General features: G+C 65.0%; 13 protein-coding genes, 1 pseudogene and 1 other annotated feature. Of the genes and pseudogenes, 9 read left to right on the forward strand and 5 right to left on the reverse strand.

Going from position 1 to position 16,648, the window contains the following annotated elements; translation table 11 throughout:
- Window positions 1–186 precede the first annotated feature (186 nt).
- Window positions 187–242 (forward strand) — a sequence feature (sul1 is cis-regulatory element that is thought to sense ions involved in sulfur or methionine metabolism; They are found in Alphaproteobacteria).
- Window positions 243–350: 108 nt separating this feature from the next.
- Window positions 351–1,835 carry a SulP family inorganic anion transporter gene (locus ACXJ1Y_RS10500; RefSeq protein ID WP_463849950.1) on the forward strand — a complete coding sequence of 495 codons (1,485 nt, stop codon included), beginning with the start codon at window positions 351–353 and terminating at the stop codon, window positions 1,833–1,835.
- Between the two features lie 251 nt (window positions 1,836–2,086).
- On the opposite strand, the gene ACXJ1Y_RS10505 is transcribed toward ACXJ1Y_RS10500, so the two are convergent.
- A complete protein-coding gene (locus tag ACXJ1Y_RS10505; protein WP_463849951.1) occupies window positions 2,087–2,761 on the reverse strand; it encodes a Crp/Fnr family transcriptional regulator in 675 nt (224 codons plus the stop codon).
- A gap of 189 nt (window positions 2,762–2,950) precedes the next feature.
- On the opposite strand from ACXJ1Y_RS10505, the gene ACXJ1Y_RS10510 reads away from it, so the two are divergent.
- The 4 genes from ACXJ1Y_RS10510 (at window position 2,951) to ACXJ1Y_RS10525 (ending at window position 5,240) form a co-directional block, all read left to right on the forward strand.
- Entirely contained in the window at window positions 2,951–3,751 is an 801-nt protein-coding gene (locus ACXJ1Y_RS10510) for a pentapeptide repeat-containing protein (protein ID WP_463849952.1), read from the forward strand.
- A 44-nt stretch (window positions 3,752–3,795) separates the two neighbouring features.
- Window positions 3,796–4,185 carry a thioredoxin family protein gene (locus ACXJ1Y_RS10515; RefSeq protein WP_463849953.1) on the forward strand — a complete coding sequence of 130 codons (390 nt, stop codon included), beginning with the start codon at window positions 3,796–3,798 and terminating at the stop codon, window positions 4,183–4,185.
- A gap of 7 nt (window positions 4,186–4,192) precedes the next feature.
- The gene (locus ACXJ1Y_RS10520) at window positions 4,193–4,912 is read left to right on the forward strand and encodes a cytochrome c biogenesis CcdA family protein (protein WP_463849954.1); all 720 of its coding nucleotides are present in this window, start codon (window positions 4,193–4,195) and stop codon (window positions 4,910–4,912) included.
- 112 nt (window positions 4,913–5,024) lie between these two features.
- Window positions 5,025–5,240 carry a hypothetical protein gene (locus ACXJ1Y_RS10525; protein WP_463849955.1) on the forward strand — a complete coding sequence of 72 codons (216 nt, stop codon included), beginning with the start codon at window positions 5,025–5,027 and terminating at the stop codon, window positions 5,238–5,240.
- Between the two features lie 160 nt (window positions 5,241–5,400).
- Here the strand turns inward: ACXJ1Y_RS10525 and ACXJ1Y_RS10530 are convergent, their stop codons facing one another.
- A complete protein-coding gene (locus tag ACXJ1Y_RS10530) occupies window positions 5,401–5,586 on the reverse strand; it encodes a hypothetical protein (protein WP_463849956.1) in 186 nt (61 codons plus the stop codon).
- A 512-nt stretch (window positions 5,587–6,098) separates the two neighbouring features.
- Here ACXJ1Y_RS10530 and ACXJ1Y_RS10535 point away from each other — a divergent pair.
- The 4 genes from ACXJ1Y_RS10535 (at window position 6,099) to ACXJ1Y_RS10550 (ending at window position 12,910) form a co-directional block, all read left to right on the forward strand.
- Window positions 6,099–9,296, forward strand: a complete 3,198-nt coding sequence (locus ACXJ1Y_RS10535; protein WP_463849957.1) for an efflux RND transporter permease subunit — start codon at window positions 6,099–6,101, stop codon at window positions 9,294–9,296.
- Entirely contained in the window at window positions 9,296–10,681 is a 1,386-nt protein-coding gene (locus tag ACXJ1Y_RS10540; protein ID WP_463849958.1) for an efflux RND transporter periplasmic adaptor subunit, read from the forward strand. Before ACXJ1Y_RS10535 ends, ACXJ1Y_RS10540 begins: the two co-directional genes overlap by 1 nt.
- Window positions 10,682–10,857: 176 nt before the next feature.
- Entirely contained in the window at window positions 10,858–11,538 is a 681-nt protein-coding gene (locus ACXJ1Y_RS10545) for a response regulator transcription factor (protein WP_463850088.1), read from the forward strand.
- The gene (locus tag ACXJ1Y_RS10550; protein WP_463849959.1) at window positions 11,525–12,910 is read left to right on the forward strand and encodes a sensor histidine kinase; all 1,386 of its coding nucleotides are present in this window, start codon (window positions 11,525–11,527) and stop codon (window positions 12,908–12,910) included. Before ACXJ1Y_RS10545 ends, ACXJ1Y_RS10550 begins: the two co-directional genes overlap by 14 nt.
- Window positions 12,911–12,934: 24 nt before the next feature.
- Here the strand turns inward: ACXJ1Y_RS10550 and ACXJ1Y_RS10555 are convergent, their stop codons facing one another.
- The 3 genes and pseudogenes from ACXJ1Y_RS10555 to ACXJ1Y_RS10565 all read right to left on the reverse strand — a co-directional run bounded on the left by ACXJ1Y_RS10555 (window position 12,935) and on the right by ACXJ1Y_RS10565 (window position 16,513).
- Window positions 12,935–13,234 carry a hypothetical protein gene (locus ACXJ1Y_RS10555; protein ID WP_463849960.1) on the reverse strand — a complete coding sequence of 100 codons (300 nt, stop codon included), beginning with the start codon at window positions 13,232–13,234 and terminating at the stop codon, window positions 12,935–12,937.
- Window positions 13,235–13,668: 434 nt separating this feature from the next.
- Complete coding sequence (locus tag ACXJ1Y_RS10560) at window positions 13,669–15,267, reverse strand: porin (RefSeq protein WP_463849961.1); 1,599 nt, start codon at window positions 15,265–15,267, stop codon at window positions 13,669–13,671.
- A gap of 543 nt (window positions 15,268–15,810) precedes the next feature.
- A pseudogene (locus tag ACXJ1Y_RS10565) lies at window positions 15,811–16,513 on the reverse strand (IS5 family transposase).
- Window positions 16,514–16,648 lie beyond the last annotated feature (135 nt).

The raw sequence follows: 16,648 nt of genomic DNA on the forward strand, positions 1-16,648 counted from the left end.
TGGCGCCCTGGGTCAGGGCTCACGCGCTCCTGACGGCGATGCTTGGCGTCCTCCTCGCCCTGGGCGCGGCCTTGAGCATCCTCGATCTCTGATGGCCGCTCGCGGTTCATCGGCGCTCAGGTAGACCAATCAACGCCCGGGTATATTGCGTCGCAACGAAGTCTCGGGTTATCGTCCCGCCACAAGAACGGACCCGGTGAAAGCCCGGGTGGCTCTTCCGGCCGCCGATCCGCCGGACAACGCAAATCGTGGTGCCTAAGTCGCGGACCTCCGAGGAGGCCGACCGGCCCTGTTGCGCGCCCCATGCGTCGAACCGAACGCGCTTGGGACAAGGAAAGCCTTTCACAACAATGGATCTCGTCCATCTACGGAGCGAGTGGGCTCCGAACGTCACGCGCGAGCTGCTGGCGGGCGCCGTCGTGGCCCTTGCCCTCATCCCCGAAGCCATCGCCTTCTCCATTATCGCCGGGGTCGACCCCAAGGTCGGCCTCTACGCCTCCTTCTGCATCGCCGTCGTCTCTGCCTTCGCGGGCGGGCGGCCTGCCATGATCTCCGCCGCCACGGGGGCCATGGCGCTGCTGATGGTCGGCCTCGTGAAGGACCACGGCGTCGGCTACCTGTTCGCCGCCACCATCCTGACCGGCCTTCTCCAGATCGTCGCCGGCGCGCTCCGGCTCGGCAACCTCATGCGCTTCGTGTCGCGCTCGGTCGTGACCGGGTTCGTGAACGCCCTGGCCATCCTGATCGTCCTGGCGCAGATGCCGGAGCTCATCGGGCAGGGTACGACCGTCTACGTGATGACCGCGGTCGGCCTCTGCATCATCTACAGCCTGCCGTATCTCACCAAGGCGGTGCCGTCGCCGCTCGTCACCATCGTCCTGCTGACCGGCGTCTCGATGTACCTCGGCCTCGGCATCCATAAGGTCGGCGACATGGGCGCACTCCCGAGCGAGTTGCCCTGGGTGGCCCTGCCGCAGGTGCCGTTCACCTGGGAGACCCTGCAGATCATCCTGCCTGTGTCGCTGACCCTGACCATGGTCGGCCTCCTGGAAAGCCTGATGACGGCGGCCATCGTCGACGAGATGACCGACACGACCTCCGACAAGAACCGCGAGTGCGCCGGCCAGGGCGTCGCTAACATCGCTTCCGGGTTCCTCGGCGGCATGGCCGGATGCGCCATGATCGGCCAGTCGGTGATCAACGTCTCTTCGGGCGGACGGGGACGGCTCTCCACGCTGTTCTCGGGCGTCTTCCTGCTCTTCCTGATCGTCGTGCTCGGCCGTTACGTGGCCCAGATCCCGATGGCGGCGCTGGTGGCGGTGATGATCATGGTCTCGATCAACACCTTCCAGTGGAAGTCATTCCGCACGCTGGTGACGCATCCGAAGTCGTCCAGCTTCGTCATGCTCGGCACCGTCGTCGTCGTCGTGGCCACCCATGACCTCGCCAAGGGCGTGCTGTTCGGCGTGATCCTCAGCGGGCTGTTCTTCGCCCACAAGGTCACCCGGCTTTTCGGCATTGCCTCCTCGCGCGACGAGGCCCGCGCGGTGCGCACCTACAAGGTCACCGGGCAGATCTTTTTCGCCACGGCGGAGGCGTTCCACTCCGCCTTCGATTTCCGCGAGAAGGATCTCAAGGGCGTGGTGATCGACCTCTCGACCGCGCATTTCTGGGACATCACCAGCATCAACGCCCTCGACCGGGTCGTGCTCAAGTTCCGTCACCACGGCATCCCGGTCGACGTGATCGGCATGAACGAGGCGACCGCCACCATGGTTGAGCGGCTCGGCACCCACGATAAGCCTGGGGCTGCGCTCGGCGCACCCGGTCACTGACCCGGACGGAGCCCGAGCCCGGGCGCAGGATGAGACCTGCGCCCATATCGCCTGACCCGAGGCTGCTCATGGTGTGGCTGGCCGCCTACCTCGCCGCCGGGATCGTTCTACGTCCTGCACGGGCTACGCCGTCCTCGCCCGCCTCAAGACGGAAGCGGCGGCGCCTTTGGCCTTGGTGCTGGCCATCGTGCTGACAGCCTCGACGCTGCCCCAGAGTTAAGGGCCGACACCACCGTCGATGAACGCGAAGGTCATCGGCGGCCGGCGGCGAGCAGGCTCGCTCGGTCGACGATCTCGACCGCGCCCCGGCGAAGCTCGATGAGGCCCGCTTCGGCCCACTGTGCCAGGATCCGGCTCACTACTTCCCGCACGCTGCCGACGTCGTCGGCAAGCTTCTGGTGCGTCACCGCGGTGACACCCCGCGGATCGGCCTCGGCCAAGAGCCGCTGCGCGAGGCGCTGCTTCAACGGTGCGAACGCGACCTCGTCGATCAGCGTGAACAGGCCGGACATCAGCCGCGTGTAGTCGTCCATGACGAAGCTGCGGAAGGCGGCGCTCTCGCCCATCAGGTGCTGGAACGTGCTCACCGGCAGCGCCGCGAGTTCGGTCCGCTCCTCGGCGATGCTCTGCGCCGGGAAGTTGCCGCCGGATAGGAGGCACTGCGTGGTCAGGGCGCAGGTCCCGCCGGGGCCGACCTTGTAGATCAGCACCTCGCGCCCGCCCTCCGACATGCGGAAGATGCGCGTGCGCCCCTCCAGGCACATCAGGTAGTTGGCGCACTCGCCATCGAGTTCGTAGGCGACGGCACCTTGGTCCAGCACCGGGAAATGCACGGTTCCTCGGGCGATCTGGAGGTGGGCAGGGCTGAGCGCCTGAAGGAGTGGGAAACGGTCGATCCAACGGTCGACCTTCTGGGCATCCGTCATGGCTGGCTTGGTTCCCCCACCCGGCCATGACGACGGATGATCGTCCGGCTCGCGTTGCGTTTTTCTCCCGCCGCGCCGGACTTGTGTGACCTGGGTCACCGACCGGGTGCAGCGGGTCGGCATAGCATCGCGACACAATGAAAACGATAAGGGTGCCCGCCCTACGCGGCGCCCACCGGGAGTGAACCGATGCGCCGCCTCGCCCTGAGCTTCATGCTCGCTGCCCTCGCCGCCGGCCCCGCCGCGGCCGAACAGGACCTCCTGCTCGGGGCGGACATGTCCTCGCCCGCCATGACCAAGGCCGAGATGAGCCGCGCCGACGTCGAGGCGCTGATCAAGGGTGCGGACGGCAAGCCGGTCGACCTGCACGACAAGTCCCTGTCCGGCCTCGACCTCTCCGGGCTGAATCTCCGGGGCGCCAACCTGCGGACCGCACGGCTGAACAAGGCCAACTTGCGCGGTGCCGACCTTAGCGGTGCGAACCTCGAACAAGCGTGGTTCCTGAAGGCAGACCTGTCGGGCGCCAAGCTCGCGGATGCGAAGATGTTCGGCATCACCGCCCGGGACGCCAATTTCAGCGGCGCCGACCTCAGCCGGTCCAGGCCCATCGGCGACTTCAAAGGCGCCAACATGGGCGGTGCCACGCTGGTCGACCTCAAGGGGGGCGCCGACATCAAGAATCAGTCCATGGGCCTGATGCGTGCCGTATTCGTGTCGGTGAACCTCTCCGGCGCCAACCTGAAGGGTGCCAACCTCGGCCGTTCGCGGCTCGAATACGCCAACCTCAAGGATGCCGACCTCACTGACGTGGTGCTGATGGGTTCGGACCTGTCCGGGGCCAACCTGACCGGCGCCACGGTGGCGGGCGCGGACTTCAAGAACGTCGACGTCAGCGGCGCGCGGCTCATTGACCTCAAGGGTCAATCCGAGGCCAAGGACTGGGCCGAGCGCAAGAACGTCGACCGCGCCATCACCCGGGCCTCGAACTGAGCCACCTGTTCGCCTCGACCCATCACCAAGGAGACAGACAGTCCATGACCACCCGTCGGTTCCTTCTCGGCGCCCTGGCCGCCGCTCCCCTGCTGTTCGGCACAGGCGCGGACGCCGCCGAAGCCGTTTTCACCCCCGCCGCCTTCGAGGCGGCGCAGAAGGCGGGCAAGCCGATCCTCGTCCATGTCACCGCGCCGTGGTGCACCGTCTGCGCGGCGCAGAAGCCGATCCTGGCCAAGCTGGAGGCCCAGCCTCGCTTCAAGGACCTCCAGGTGTTCGACGTCGACTTCGACAGCCGCAAGGACGTGTTGAAGCGGTTCGGCGTGACGACGCAGAGCACCCTGATCACCTTCAAGGGCGAGAAGGAGACGGGGCGCTCCGTCGGCGACACCCAGCCGGAGTGGATCGAGGGCGCCGTCGAGAAGGCTTTGTAGGTCGGCCATGGCCACGACGTTCGGCCTCGCGTTCCTCGCCGGCATCCTCTCGGTGCTGTCGCCCTGTGTGCTGCCCTTGCTACCACTGGTTCTGGGCGCGGCCGCATCGGAGCACAGGCTCGGCCCCGCCGCCCTCGCCGCCGGCCTCGCGCTGTCCTTCGTGGCCATCGGGCTGTTCGTGGCGACCGTGGGGTTTGCCATCGGCCTCGACGTCGATGTCTTCCGCACCGTGGCGGCCATCATGCTGGTCCTGATCGGGCTCGTCTTGATGATTCCGGCCGCCCAAACCCGGCTCGCCGTCGCCGCCGGCCCGGTGAGCAACTGGACCGAGAGCCGGTTCGGTGGCTTCTCGACCGCCGGGCTTCTGGGACAGTTCGGGGTCGGCCTGCTGCTCGGCGCGGTCTGGAGCCCGTGCGTTGGGCCGACCCTCGGGGCTGCCTCCCTCCTCGCCGCGCAGGGACGCGATCTGGGTGCGGTGGCGGCGACGATGCTTCTGTTCGGCCTCGGCGCCGCACTGCCGCTCCTGCTCCTCGGCACGCTGTCCCGCGAGGTGCTGATGCGCTGGCGCGACCGGATGATGGGGCTCGGCAAGGGCCTGAAGGTCGCCCTGGGCGCCATCCTGGTGGCCACTGGCCTGTTGATCGCCACGGGCTACGACAAGAGCGCAGAGACGGTCCTGGTCAACGCCTCGCCGGCCTGGCTCACGGATCTGACGACCCGCCTGTGACCTCGATGGCGTCTGCCTCCGGAGCCCGCCCCATGCGCCCCATCTGCCCAGGGCCTGTCTGTTCTGCGCCGCCGTCCTCCTCGGTGTTTCAGGTCCGGCGCATGCTTGGGAGATGGTCGGTACGAAGCAGCTTGAGCTACGCACCCACGACGGTACGTCCATCCCAATCGGCACCATGACCTTCACCCCAAGGCCAGACGCAACTCGTTTCGCCGCCGCCGTCGACCGAGCGAAGTTCAAGGACTACTTCCTGTCGATGCGCGAGTTCAAACTCCAAGCGCTGATTCAAACAATCGAATTCATGCCCAAAAACGCTAAAACCCTTTGACTGCACCTTATCGGCTCCAGTGATCTCGTTGCAGCGAACTGTATGTCTGGGGCAGGTACGGGCGGGTGCTAGGGGCCGCCACTTGCTGCTCTGTACTGAAGCAGCCGGTAAGAAAGCAGACAAGGACTGAAAGGGTGCGTCTCGCCCCTCGATCCAAACCTTAAGGGTAGGCGTGCCGCCGGTTCCGCTCGAACGCACGCTCGCAGGCCTGATCGAACAGGGGACAGGGGGGCTTTTCGTCGTAGGGCTCCGTTAGCATCGGCTGGCCGCCGATGTCGCCGAGGGAGTGGGCCTGCGAGTAGCGAGAGCGCGGATCGAAATACGGATCGCTCGTGTAGCTGCTCATGAAGGCTCCGCCCGCCGGCTGCTCGTTACGCGCCAGGGCGGGGGCGGTCGATGGCAACAGGATCGCCAAAATTGCGAAGGCGCGCATTCGCATTCTCGACATCGGAAACTCCGAATACGCGAGCCGACCAAACTGGCTGCGACGGAGAATGCTTGCCAACGACCCGCCCGCAAGCAATCGAATAAATATTAACTCGCTAAACTCTAATAAATAATCTTAAATAAAATTTGGAAATCTAAGCTGCGGAATTCGCGCTTCCGACCCGTCTCATGGTCTCAGGCGGGGTGTTCGACTGCCAAATTTTAGAGGCTACAACTCAATTTATCGTTCCAAAATATTTTTAAAAAAGCAACCGCGAATTCATTCGCAACACTTCTTGGGCGGTACTATCTAGCAGTCGACCTGCCTCGCTTCGTTCGAAACACTCTCCAATAGTGCCTCCCGTCTGTTCGACCGAGCGCGGATCAAGCGCCGGCCGCAGGGCGGGTTGTGCCGGGAAGCCCGATTGTTCGATGAATCTCGTTCGGTTCGCCCTGAAATTCCGCAAGAGCTTTTACGTTCTGGCGATCCTGATGGCCCTGGCCGGAATCGGTGCGATCACTGTGGCGCCGAAGGACGTGCTGCCCTCGGTCGACATCCCTGTCGTCGTCGTGGTGTGGACCTATAGCGGTCTCGATGCGACCGACATGGTCCAGCGCATCACGAATTACAGCGAGTTCTCGCTGTCGAGCAACGTGAATAACATCAAACGGATCGAGTCGACGTCCATCCAGGGGACCGTGACGGAGCGGATCTACTTCGATTCCGCCGTGAGCATCGATCTCGCGATCACGCAGGTCGACTCGGCCATGAATGCGATTCGGTCGCGGATGCCGCCGGGGGTACAGCCGCCGGTCATCATGCGCTTCTCGGCCTCCTCGGTGCCGGTGATCCAACTTGCGCTGTCCTCGGGCACCCAGCCGCTGACCAAGGTGTTCGATTACGCCCAGTACCGCACTCGTCAGCGCCTCGCTCAGGTGCCGGGCTCGACCCTACCGTCGCCCTACGGCGGCGCGCCGCGCCAGGTGATGGTCGATCTCGACCTCGCCAAGCTCCGCGCCGTGGGCATGACGCCTCTGGATGTCACCGATGCCGTCCTCAAGCAAAACCTCGTCGTGCCCTCGGGTCTCGCGAAGATTGGTCGCCAGCAATACACGGTGCGGCTCAATTCGAGCCCCCTCCTCGTCGATCAACTCAACCGCATCCCGGTCAAGGTTGTGAACGACCAGCCAGTGCTGCTGCGCGACGTCGCCCATGTCCGGGACGGTTCGCCGCCGCAGACCAACATCGTCCGCGCAGACGCCAAGCATTCCGTGCTGTTGCAGGTGCTCAAGAATGGCTCGGCCTCGACGCTCGATGTGGTCAACGCTGTGAAGGCCGCCCTGCCGGACATCCGCGCGGCCTCCCCCAAGGGCATGACGATCACGCCGCTCTTCGACCAGTCGGTCTTCGTCTCCGACGCCATCGGTGACGTGGTGCGCGAGGCGGTGATCGCCGCCGGGCTCACGGGGCTCGCCATCCTGTTGTTCCTGGGATCGTGGCGCTCGACACTGGTCGTCCTCGTCTCGATTCCCCTCTGTATCCTCACCTCACTGTCGGTGCTGGTGGCCCTCGGCCAGAGCATCAACGTGATGACGCTGGGCGGCCTCGCCCTGGCGGTGGGCATCCTCGTGGACGACGCCACGGTCGCCATCGAGAATACCTACCGGATGTTCGAGGAGGGCCACCCCTTCCGCCGCTCGGTGCTGGAGGGGGTGGCGGGCATCGCCAAGCCGGCGCTGATCTCGACGCTGGCCATCTGCTCGGCCTTCTCGGCGGTGTTCTTCCTCTCCGGCGCCCCCCGCTACCTGTTCGTGCCCCAGGCCGAGGCGGTCGTGTTCGCGATGCTCGCCTCGTATCTGCTGTCGCGCACCCTGGTGGCGATCCTCATCGACGTCCTCGTCGCGCCGGAATACGCCAAGCATCACGGGGGGGCGGCGCATGTGCCGGGGCGGCGCCCCCTCCTGCTGCGCCTGCCACTGGCCTTCCGCGATGCGTTCGAGCGCGGCTTCACCCGCTTTCATGCCGGCTATGTCGGGCTACTCGGCGCGGTGATCCGGCATCCCGGCCGCGCCCTGGCCGGGGTGGCCTGCGTCTTCGCCGTGACGGCGGGTCTCTTCCCCTTCGTCGGGCAGGATTACTTCCCGCAGATCGAGGCGAGCCAGATGACCCTGCACATCCGCACCCGCCCCGGGATGCGGATCGAGGAGGCGGAGAAGACCTTCGCGCAGGTGGAGGACACCGTCCGGCAGGTCGTGCCGAAGGACGAGCTCGGGCTGATCCTCGACAATATCGGTCTGCCGGCATCGAACTACAATTACGCCTTCATGGATGCGTCCTTCGTCGCCTATAACGACGGACAGATGCTCATCAACCTCAAGGGTGAGCATAAGCCGATCTCGTTCTACGAGCGGAAACTGCGCAAGGTGCTGCGGCAGGCGTTTCCTGCGGACGTCTTCTACTTCCAGCCTGCCGACATCATCACGCAGATCCTGAACTTCGGCACCGTGGCGCAGATCGACGTGCAGGTCTCCGGCCGTCACGACACCAAGGACCTCGCAGTCGCCCGCGACCTCGTGCGCCGGATCTCCGCCGTGCGCGGCGCGGTGGATGTCCACCTCCATCAGATCGTCGATGCGCCGCAGATGTACGTGAACGTCGATCGCCGCCTCGCCTCCGAGATGGGGGTGAGCGAGCAATCCATCGCCCAGAACCTCAACGTCTCGCTCTCGGGCTCCTTCCAGGTCAGCCCGAACTTCTGGGCCGATCCCAAATCCGGCACGCCCTACCAGCTCTGGGTGCAGACACCGGAATGGCGCAACGACGACATCGCCCGGTTGATGAACACGCCGGTCTCCGTCCACGGCACGCGTGACGGCGAGCCGGGCATCCCGATCCTGCTGTCGAACATCGCCACGATGCAGCGGCAGCCGGAGCAGACGGTCATCAACCACGTCAACACGCAGCCGACCTTCGACATCCTCGCCAACGTGCAGGATGCCGACCTCGGCAGCGTGCGGAACGCGGTCGAACGGATCGTCGGCGAGGAGCAGGCGCGGCTGCCCGCCCCCGACAAGATCCACGTGCGCGGCCAGATCGAGAGCATGGAGGGCGCCTTCGCCCGCATCGAGATCGGGCTCGGGATCGCGCTCGTGGCGGTCTACTTGCTGCTCGTCCTCAACTACCAGACCTGGGTCGATCCCTTCGTGGTCATCGCCGCGCTGCCGCTCGCCTTCTGCGGCATCGTGATGAGCCTGTTCCTCACCAGTACCGCCTTCTCCATCCCGGCCCTGTTCGGGGCGATCATGTCGGTGGGCGTGGCGAGCGCGAACTCGATCCTGCTCGTCACCTTCGCCAAGGAGCACCGGGAAGCTACGGGCTGCTCGGCCGTCGAGGCCGCCCTGATGGCCGGCAACACCCGCCTGCGGCCGGTGCTGATGACCGCCTCGGCCATGTTCCTCGGCCTGATGCCCATGGCGATCGGCTCGGGGGAGGGCTCCGAGCAGAACGCGGCCCTGGCCCGCGCCGTCATGGGCGGCATCGGCATGGGCACGCTCTCGACGCTGCTCGTCGTGCCGCTCCTCTACACCCTCCTGCGTCGCAACCCGATCAAGCCCCTCGAGGATTATTGATGAGCCCGTTCAACGAGCCGAACGACATCGGGATCGACGCCGCCGCGCGGGCCCACGCCCACGCGGTCGAGATCGATCCCCTGCGGCAGGACGCGGAGGGCGAGGCCCTCGCCCACGCCGCGCTGCCGCCGCCGCGCAAGCGCCCGTTCCTCATCGCCATCCTGGCCCTGAGTAGCGCCCTCGGCCTCGGCGGCTGGCACCATTGGCAGACCTACCAGACCTCCCTGGAGACGCAGGAGGACGCGGTTAGCTTCGTGCCCACCGTCCGCACCGTCCCGGCGGAAGAGGACGACAAGCCGATGACCCTGACCCTGCCTGGCCAGACGGAGGCCTTCGACCACGCCGACATCTTCGCCCGCGCCACCGGCTACATCGCCGAGCGCCGGGTCGATATCGGCTCGCGGGTGAAGAAGGGCGATCTGCTGGTCCGCATCGCTGCCCCGGATCTCGATCAGCAGAAGCGCCAGTCCGAGGCCCAGCTCGGCCAGCTCCGGGCGCAACTCGCCGTCGCCAACGCGGATGTGGAGCAGGCCAAGGCCAACGTGACGCTCGCCAACGCTACCGATGCCCGCACTTCGACGCTCGCGGGCCAGGGCTGGGCCTCGAAGCAGAACGCCGACCAGAGCCGGGCGCAGATGCTCACCGCCACCGCCTCCCTCACCGCCGCCACGGCGAAAGTGAAGGTGGCCGAGGCCAACATCACCGCCCAGCAGGCCACCGTCGACCGGCTGCGCACCCTCACCACGTTCGAGGACGTGACCGCCCCCTTCGACGGCATCGTGACCGCCCGCATGGTCGATGTCGGCGACCTCGTCCACGCCGATTCCGGCAGCGGCACGCCGCTCTTCTCCCTCGACAGCAGCGATGTGCTGCGTACCACCGTCCAGGTGCCGCAATCGGCGGCGGTGAACATTCATGACGGCGTGCGGGCCAAGGTGCAGGTGGCGCAGATGCCCGATCGCACCTTCGACGGCACGGTCTCGCGCAGTTCCGTGGCTCTGCGCTCGTCGGTGCGGACCCTCGACACGGAAGTCGATGTGGCGAACCCGGATGGGGCGCTGCGGCCGGGCCTTTACGTGAACGTGACCTTCGAAGTGCCCCGCGCTCATCCCGGCCTGCGGATCCCCTCCGAGGCACTGATCTTCGACGCGGCCGGAACTCAGGTCGCCGTGGTTCAGCCTGACGATACGGTGAAGCTTCAACCGATCACGATCGCGCGTGATCTTGGCACGGTTCTGGAGCTTCGCTCCGGCCTGAAGGGTGGCGACACGGTCGTCCTCAACCCGCCCGCCGACCTGCGCGACGGCAGCCGCATCGTCCCGAAAAACAGTGCTTCGTCAGGGGAGCCTGTGGCCGAGCTTGCCGTGCAGGCCAGCGCGGAATGACGGAAATGGCCGACGACAGCCCCCATGCGATAAGCTTCGCCGCCGACATGACGCACGCCTCACGCCCTGATGGGGCACCATTTGACAACGGCCGCGAGGAGCATAATTCCGGCGGCCCAACCGAAGCGCCAAGCCAGAAGCAGGATCAGCGTATCCATAATAAAAAGGATAAAAGGATGGCCAATGTTCTTGTGGTTGAGGATGATAGGCGTGTAGCGGCCGAAATTGGATCGGCACTGACGGAGTACGGATTTCGGGTCGATGAGGCCGCAAACGGATCGATCGGATTACGCAAGGCGATGAATGGTGACTTCGATGTCATTGTCCTCGATCGGATGCTGCCGGAGATCGACGGCCTCGCCCTGCTCACCAAGCTGCGCGCCGCCAAGGTCTCGACCCCGGTCCTGATCCTCAGCGCCCTCTCGGCCGTGAACGAGCGGGTGGACGGACTGCGCGCCGGGGGCGACGACTACCTCGCCAAGCCCTTCGAGTTCATCGAGCTGACCGCCCGCGTCGATGCCCTCGCGCGGCGCAAGATGGCAGCAGAGGCGGTGAACGAACTCGTCGTAGGCGACCTGCGCCTCGACCTGATCGAGCGGGTGCTCCATTGCGCCGGCCGTGAAATCGAGCTTCTGCCGAAGGAATTCGCGATCGTCGAATTCCTGATGCAGAACGCCGGCGTGCTGGTGAGCCGCAAGATGATCTTCGAGTCGGTGTGGGGCTACAGTTTCAACCACCAATCGAGCGTCATCGACGTCCACATCGGCAAGATCCGGAAAAAGCTCGATCCCGACGGGCTGAACCCGCGCATCCACACCGTCCGCAACACGGGCTTCATCCTCCGTGCGACTGCTTGAGGTTCGCCGGACCAGCGGGTTCCGGGTCGCGTGCCTGTTCTTCGCGACCTTCGGAACGGCCTCCCTCGCACTCTCGGGTTTCCTCTATCTCGATACCCGCAGCTACGGCCGCCGGGCGGCCTTCGAGTGGGTCGGGTGGGAGTCGAAGCACCTCCTGAGCCTCGCCCCACGCGCCTTACGCGAGCGCATCGACGCCTCGGAAGATTTCGCCGAGGGCGGGCGGCCCCTCGTGCTGTTCGGCCCCGACCACGCCCACCGGGCCGGCGCGCCGATATCGTTCCCTGAGAAGGCTCCCGTCGGCCATCCCTTCATCCTGACGCAACAGACCGACCAGGGTTCGCGCACCCTGTTCAGTGAGCTGACGCGACTGCCGGGCGGCGAATACGTCCTCGTAAGCCGCTCGGCCAAGGATCTGGAGGCGCTGGAGAAGGCCCTGGTCGAGACCTTTGTCTGGGGCATGGCCGCGACTGTCGTGATCGGCCTCATCGGCGCGGTGATCTTCGGCGCCGGGTCGCTGCGTCAGAACGATGCCATCACCCGGGCGGTCGAACGCATCATGCGCGGCGATCTCAGCGAGCGTCTTCCGACGCGGGGCGTCTCAGCCGATCTCGCGCACCTCACCGGCGTCGTGAACGACATGCTCGGCCAACTCGAACGGCTGATGCTGGAGATCAAGGGCGTCAACGAGAACATCGCCCACGACCTGCGCACGCCCCTGACGCGGGTGGTGGGCACGCTGGAGCGCTCCCTGCGCAAGGCCAACAGCGTGGAGGCGTTCCGCGCCTGCAATGAAGACGCCTTGGCGGAGGTGAAGTCCATCGTCGTCCGTTTCTCCGCCCTGCTGCGCATCTCCGAGATGGAGGACCGCCTGCGCCGTTCCGGCTTCACGCAGGTCGATCTCGCCCGCCTGTTGGAGGATGCGGTGGAGTATTATGAGCCCCTGGCCCTGGAGCGGGAGATCCGTTTCCGGTGGGAGCGGCCTGAGGAGCCCTGCACCGTAGAGGGAGACCGCAGCCTGATCTTCGAAGCGGTGAGCAACCTGATCGACAACGCGCTGAAGTTCACCCCCGCCGGCGGCGAGGTGGAGGTGGCGCTGAGGCGCGACCCTCCAGGAATTCGCGTCACCGATACGGGCTGCGGCATCCCGGCCGACGAGCTGGGTGAGGTGCGCGAGCGGTATAGGCGGGGGGCACTGAAGACCGGTAAGAGCGGCTTCGGCATCGGTCTCAGCCTCGTCGATTCCATCGCCCGGCTGCACAGTGCCGCCTTCGACATCGCGAGCGACGCGGGCGGCACCCAAGTGACCCTCGTATGGACGCCGGCCGCGACGTCGGCCGGACACCTTGCTTCCATCCCGGCCCCCACCGCCTGACAAGCGGGGGCCGGGTTTCCTCTCTCAGTACGAGTCGCCGTAGGCCCGGCGCTCCCGCGACCGCAGGCGGGTCCACTGACGGTTCACCGGTATCGAGCCTACCGTGGCCGGGCGCTGCGCCGCGAGCGAGCCGCTGGCCCCTTCCGCGTTCTCCCACATGCCGCCGGTATGGTCGTTGCCCTGGGCGTAGGCGTCGGCGTCGAGCCCATCACCGCCGGTACGGACGATCAGGTTCGGGTCGATGCGCTGCTGCGCGCCCTCGGCATAGGCCGCGCCGGACATCAGGATGGCGCCGAGGGAGCAAGCCAGAACGAGATTTTTCATAGTGTAGTTCCGTATTGGTGGCGTCGCCCGCTTGCGACATGCCATCATACTGTCTCTACTCATGTATAAATTCAATGTTTGATCAAATAATAAACATTTAGACTCGAACCAAAGGTTTGAATTTGAAAATGGATTTCAGAGTAAGGTCCGGCCCAAAGAAAAAGCCGACCGGTTTCCCGGTCGGCTGAGTCAAAGGGTCTGAAGCTTTGGTTCAGAGCCGACAGGCCCCGGTACCTGAGTCGGTCGCCACTGAAACCTAAGCATTCGCTCGGTCGGTGACGAAATATGCCGCCGAAGAGCTATCGCCTTTGTCCCATATCTTCAAAATATGGCAATAAAAATAAGTTTTATTCGTTGAAATCTAAATTATCGTTGCTAAAACGACGAAAGCCCGGCCTTGCGGCCGGGCTCTCCCGATGCGGAACGCAGCTGTCTCAGAAGTCGCGCTGGACCCGGAAGCGAAATTGGGCCGCATCCTGCGAACTGATGTAGCGCAGGGAGTTCTTGGAGATGTCGGGGGTGACGCCGCTGTTGAGCGCGGTGCGGATGTATTCGCCCTCCACGCCGATATCGAGATCCTTCACGGGGGTCCAGATCAAGTTGGCGCCCGTCACGATCTGGTTGTTGCCGCGCAGGATCGGGCTTGTCGCGAAGGCGAAGGCATTGGCCGCGCTAGCCCCACTTGGCGCGAAGCCGAAGCCAAGGGTGCCCAGTGCGTTGCGGCCGTGCGAGTTGTAGTCGATCTCGGCGTAGCTCCCGAATACCGCTGAACGCCATGTCGGCGACCAGTAGTGCAGTAGCGAGGCGACGGCCGAGAACGAGGTCGAAAGTTCGAGCTTGCCGGTGGATGGGTTCAGCACCGCATCGGAATAGTATTGCAGGAACGATCCGCCGCTCACGGGGGCGGCGGCGAGGGCATCGTACGGCGCCGTGTAGTTGGAGATACCGGTGTAGCTCATGGCGCCCTGGCCATAGGCGCCCTGAAGGTAGAGGGCGTCGCCCTGGGCGAGGAATGGCAGGTTGACCTTCACCGCCCCCTGGACCGCGAAGCCGTAGGCACTGGACGCGCGGCCGGTCGGCGAGATGCCGAGGCCCGCCGTGGCGGTGGTGACGCCCGCAACCGTGCTCGATGCGTCGCCCGCGTTGATCTCATGGACCGCCGCCGACAGCTGAGCCGAACCCCAAGGCTGGTCGATGCGCGCGACACCGACGAAATCCGGCAAGCGGCTTTTCTGCGTCACGTCGACGAAAGCGACGGTGCCCGGGCCTACGATGATCGGGGCGAGGAAAGTGGACGGCGTGAACGGGTTGAAGGCGTTGCTGTAGCCGGCGAACCCGCCCGCTGCCGTGAAGGTGCCGGCGGCGGCGCCGGTGCCGAAGATCGGGAATCGCCGAAAGGTCGGGTCTTCCATCGAGCCGGTCAGGGTAATGCCGTTGCCGAGCACCGCCGAGTAGGCGAGCAGGTTGGTACTGTAATTGTCCGAACCGGCCGTACCGCCGATCAGCTCGAAGTCGTGCGCATAGAAGTCGAAAAAGGACGAGGCGCGTCCGGCGGTGAGGCCAGCGAACTGCACGAAGGCTTTGTCTGCGTTCACGAAGTCTTGCGTCCGACCGAAAGCGTCCGCTCCAAGTCCGGGAAATGCCTGCCCCTCGCGCTGGCGAGAGGCTGAGGTGAGGAAAGGGCCGCTGCGCGAGGCCACGTCGAGGCGCAGGAACGCGCGCAGAGTGCCGTAATCGGTCTGTGTGCGCGCATCGAGGTTCAGTCGAAGCAGGCCGACATACCCCGATACATCGCCTCCGGTCCCCGTGCGGACCTTGCTGGCTTGGTACAAGTAGTCGTACCGCGCGCGGCCCGAGACGCGCAAGCAGGTATCACTGCCCGGAATGTAGAAGAAGCCTGCACCGTAGGCGGTGCAGACGCGGACATAGTCGACCGGGACTGCTTTCCTGGCGGGGAGATCCGCGGCGCGGGCGCCCGCTCCAATGGCCATGAGGGCCGAAGAGTAGAGCAGAATCGTCTTGAGATGTCGCATTGTGTCCCCACATCCGACGCCATCGCGCCCAGCGCCGGCATCGACCCGAATCCGCAAGCAATCGCAGTCCTCACAATACGCGAAGACAGGTGTTGCAGCTTTTTAGTGGTTTGGCCGAAAATCTATCAGCAGCTTGACCATAAGTGCGGCCGAGTTTTTCTACAATTAAAATGCGTTTTCTTTAATCAAGTTCGATTCTAATGTTAAAAAACGTTTTGACATTTAAATTTGATTTGTTTATTCGATTTTTGGCTGACTTGATTGCGGCTTCAACGAGTGCGAGGTTATGAAAAACCGCATCCGATTAGGTTGAACCAACTTTTGGCAGCTACGATGCGCAGCGGCTCATCGCGACCCCGGATGGTGCAGACGCCCAATTCTGTGATCAGGATGTCGCTCGGTACCTCGCCTCGGTGGTCGAGGAGATCGCCAGATACTACGACAGACTCAGCGAGTTCCTTTGCAAACCCTCCAAGCCGTCTTGGCGTTTAAGTGATTGGCCCTCACGAGGTGTTCAAGAGCAAAGTTAGGGTCTGGACTCGATCAGCACCAGAACATGACGATGGTGGCCAGAGCGAGGGCTGAGCCGTAGTTGCGGGCGAGCTTGTCGTAGCGCGTGGCGATGCGACGAAAGTCTTTGAGGCGGTTGAACATCGCCGCGATGCGCCAGCGCTCCCGATAGCGGGACCTGTCATGGCGGATCCGGCGCTTGCGACCGCGTTTGCCCAGGATGACTGGCGTGACCCCACTGTTGCGAAGGTCGATGCGCAGCCAGTCGGCATCGTAGCCCTTGTCGGCGCTCAAACGGCGGATCCTGCCCGGCGCTTCGGCCAGCACTGCCGGGGCAGTCGTCACGTCGCTGGCGTTGCCCGGCGTCAGCAGGAGGACACCGGGCCGCCCGAGGACATCGGTGAGTGCGTGGATCTTAGTCGTTTGACCACCGCGCGACGGGCCGATGGCTTGCGCCCTCGCCCCCCTTTCCCGCCATGGGCAGACAGGGGAGCCCGGACGTAGCTGCTGTCGAGAGCGCCGCATCGCCAGCCCACCCAGCCTTGGCCAGTGCGGTCAGCATCGCCTTCCAAAAGCCGCGCCGCGACCAGCGATTGACGCGGTTGTAGACCGTGGTGCGCGGGCCATACGCAGCCGGGCAGTCGCGCCAGCGGCAGCCTGACGTCAGGACATGCAGGATGCCCGAGATGATCTGCCGGTCGTCCTTCCACTCGGGTCCGGGCTGATCCCTGGGCATGAACGGCTCGATCACCGCCCACTGCTCATCCGAGAGTCAGAACAGGTTTGCCATCGTCACCTCCAGGCCGCAAACGGCCGCCCAGAATCACAAACTGCCAAACACTGCAATGTCTTGGTTCGGTTCACACCCTAG

This window comes from Methylobacterium sp. TK26 (assembly GCF_055361565.1).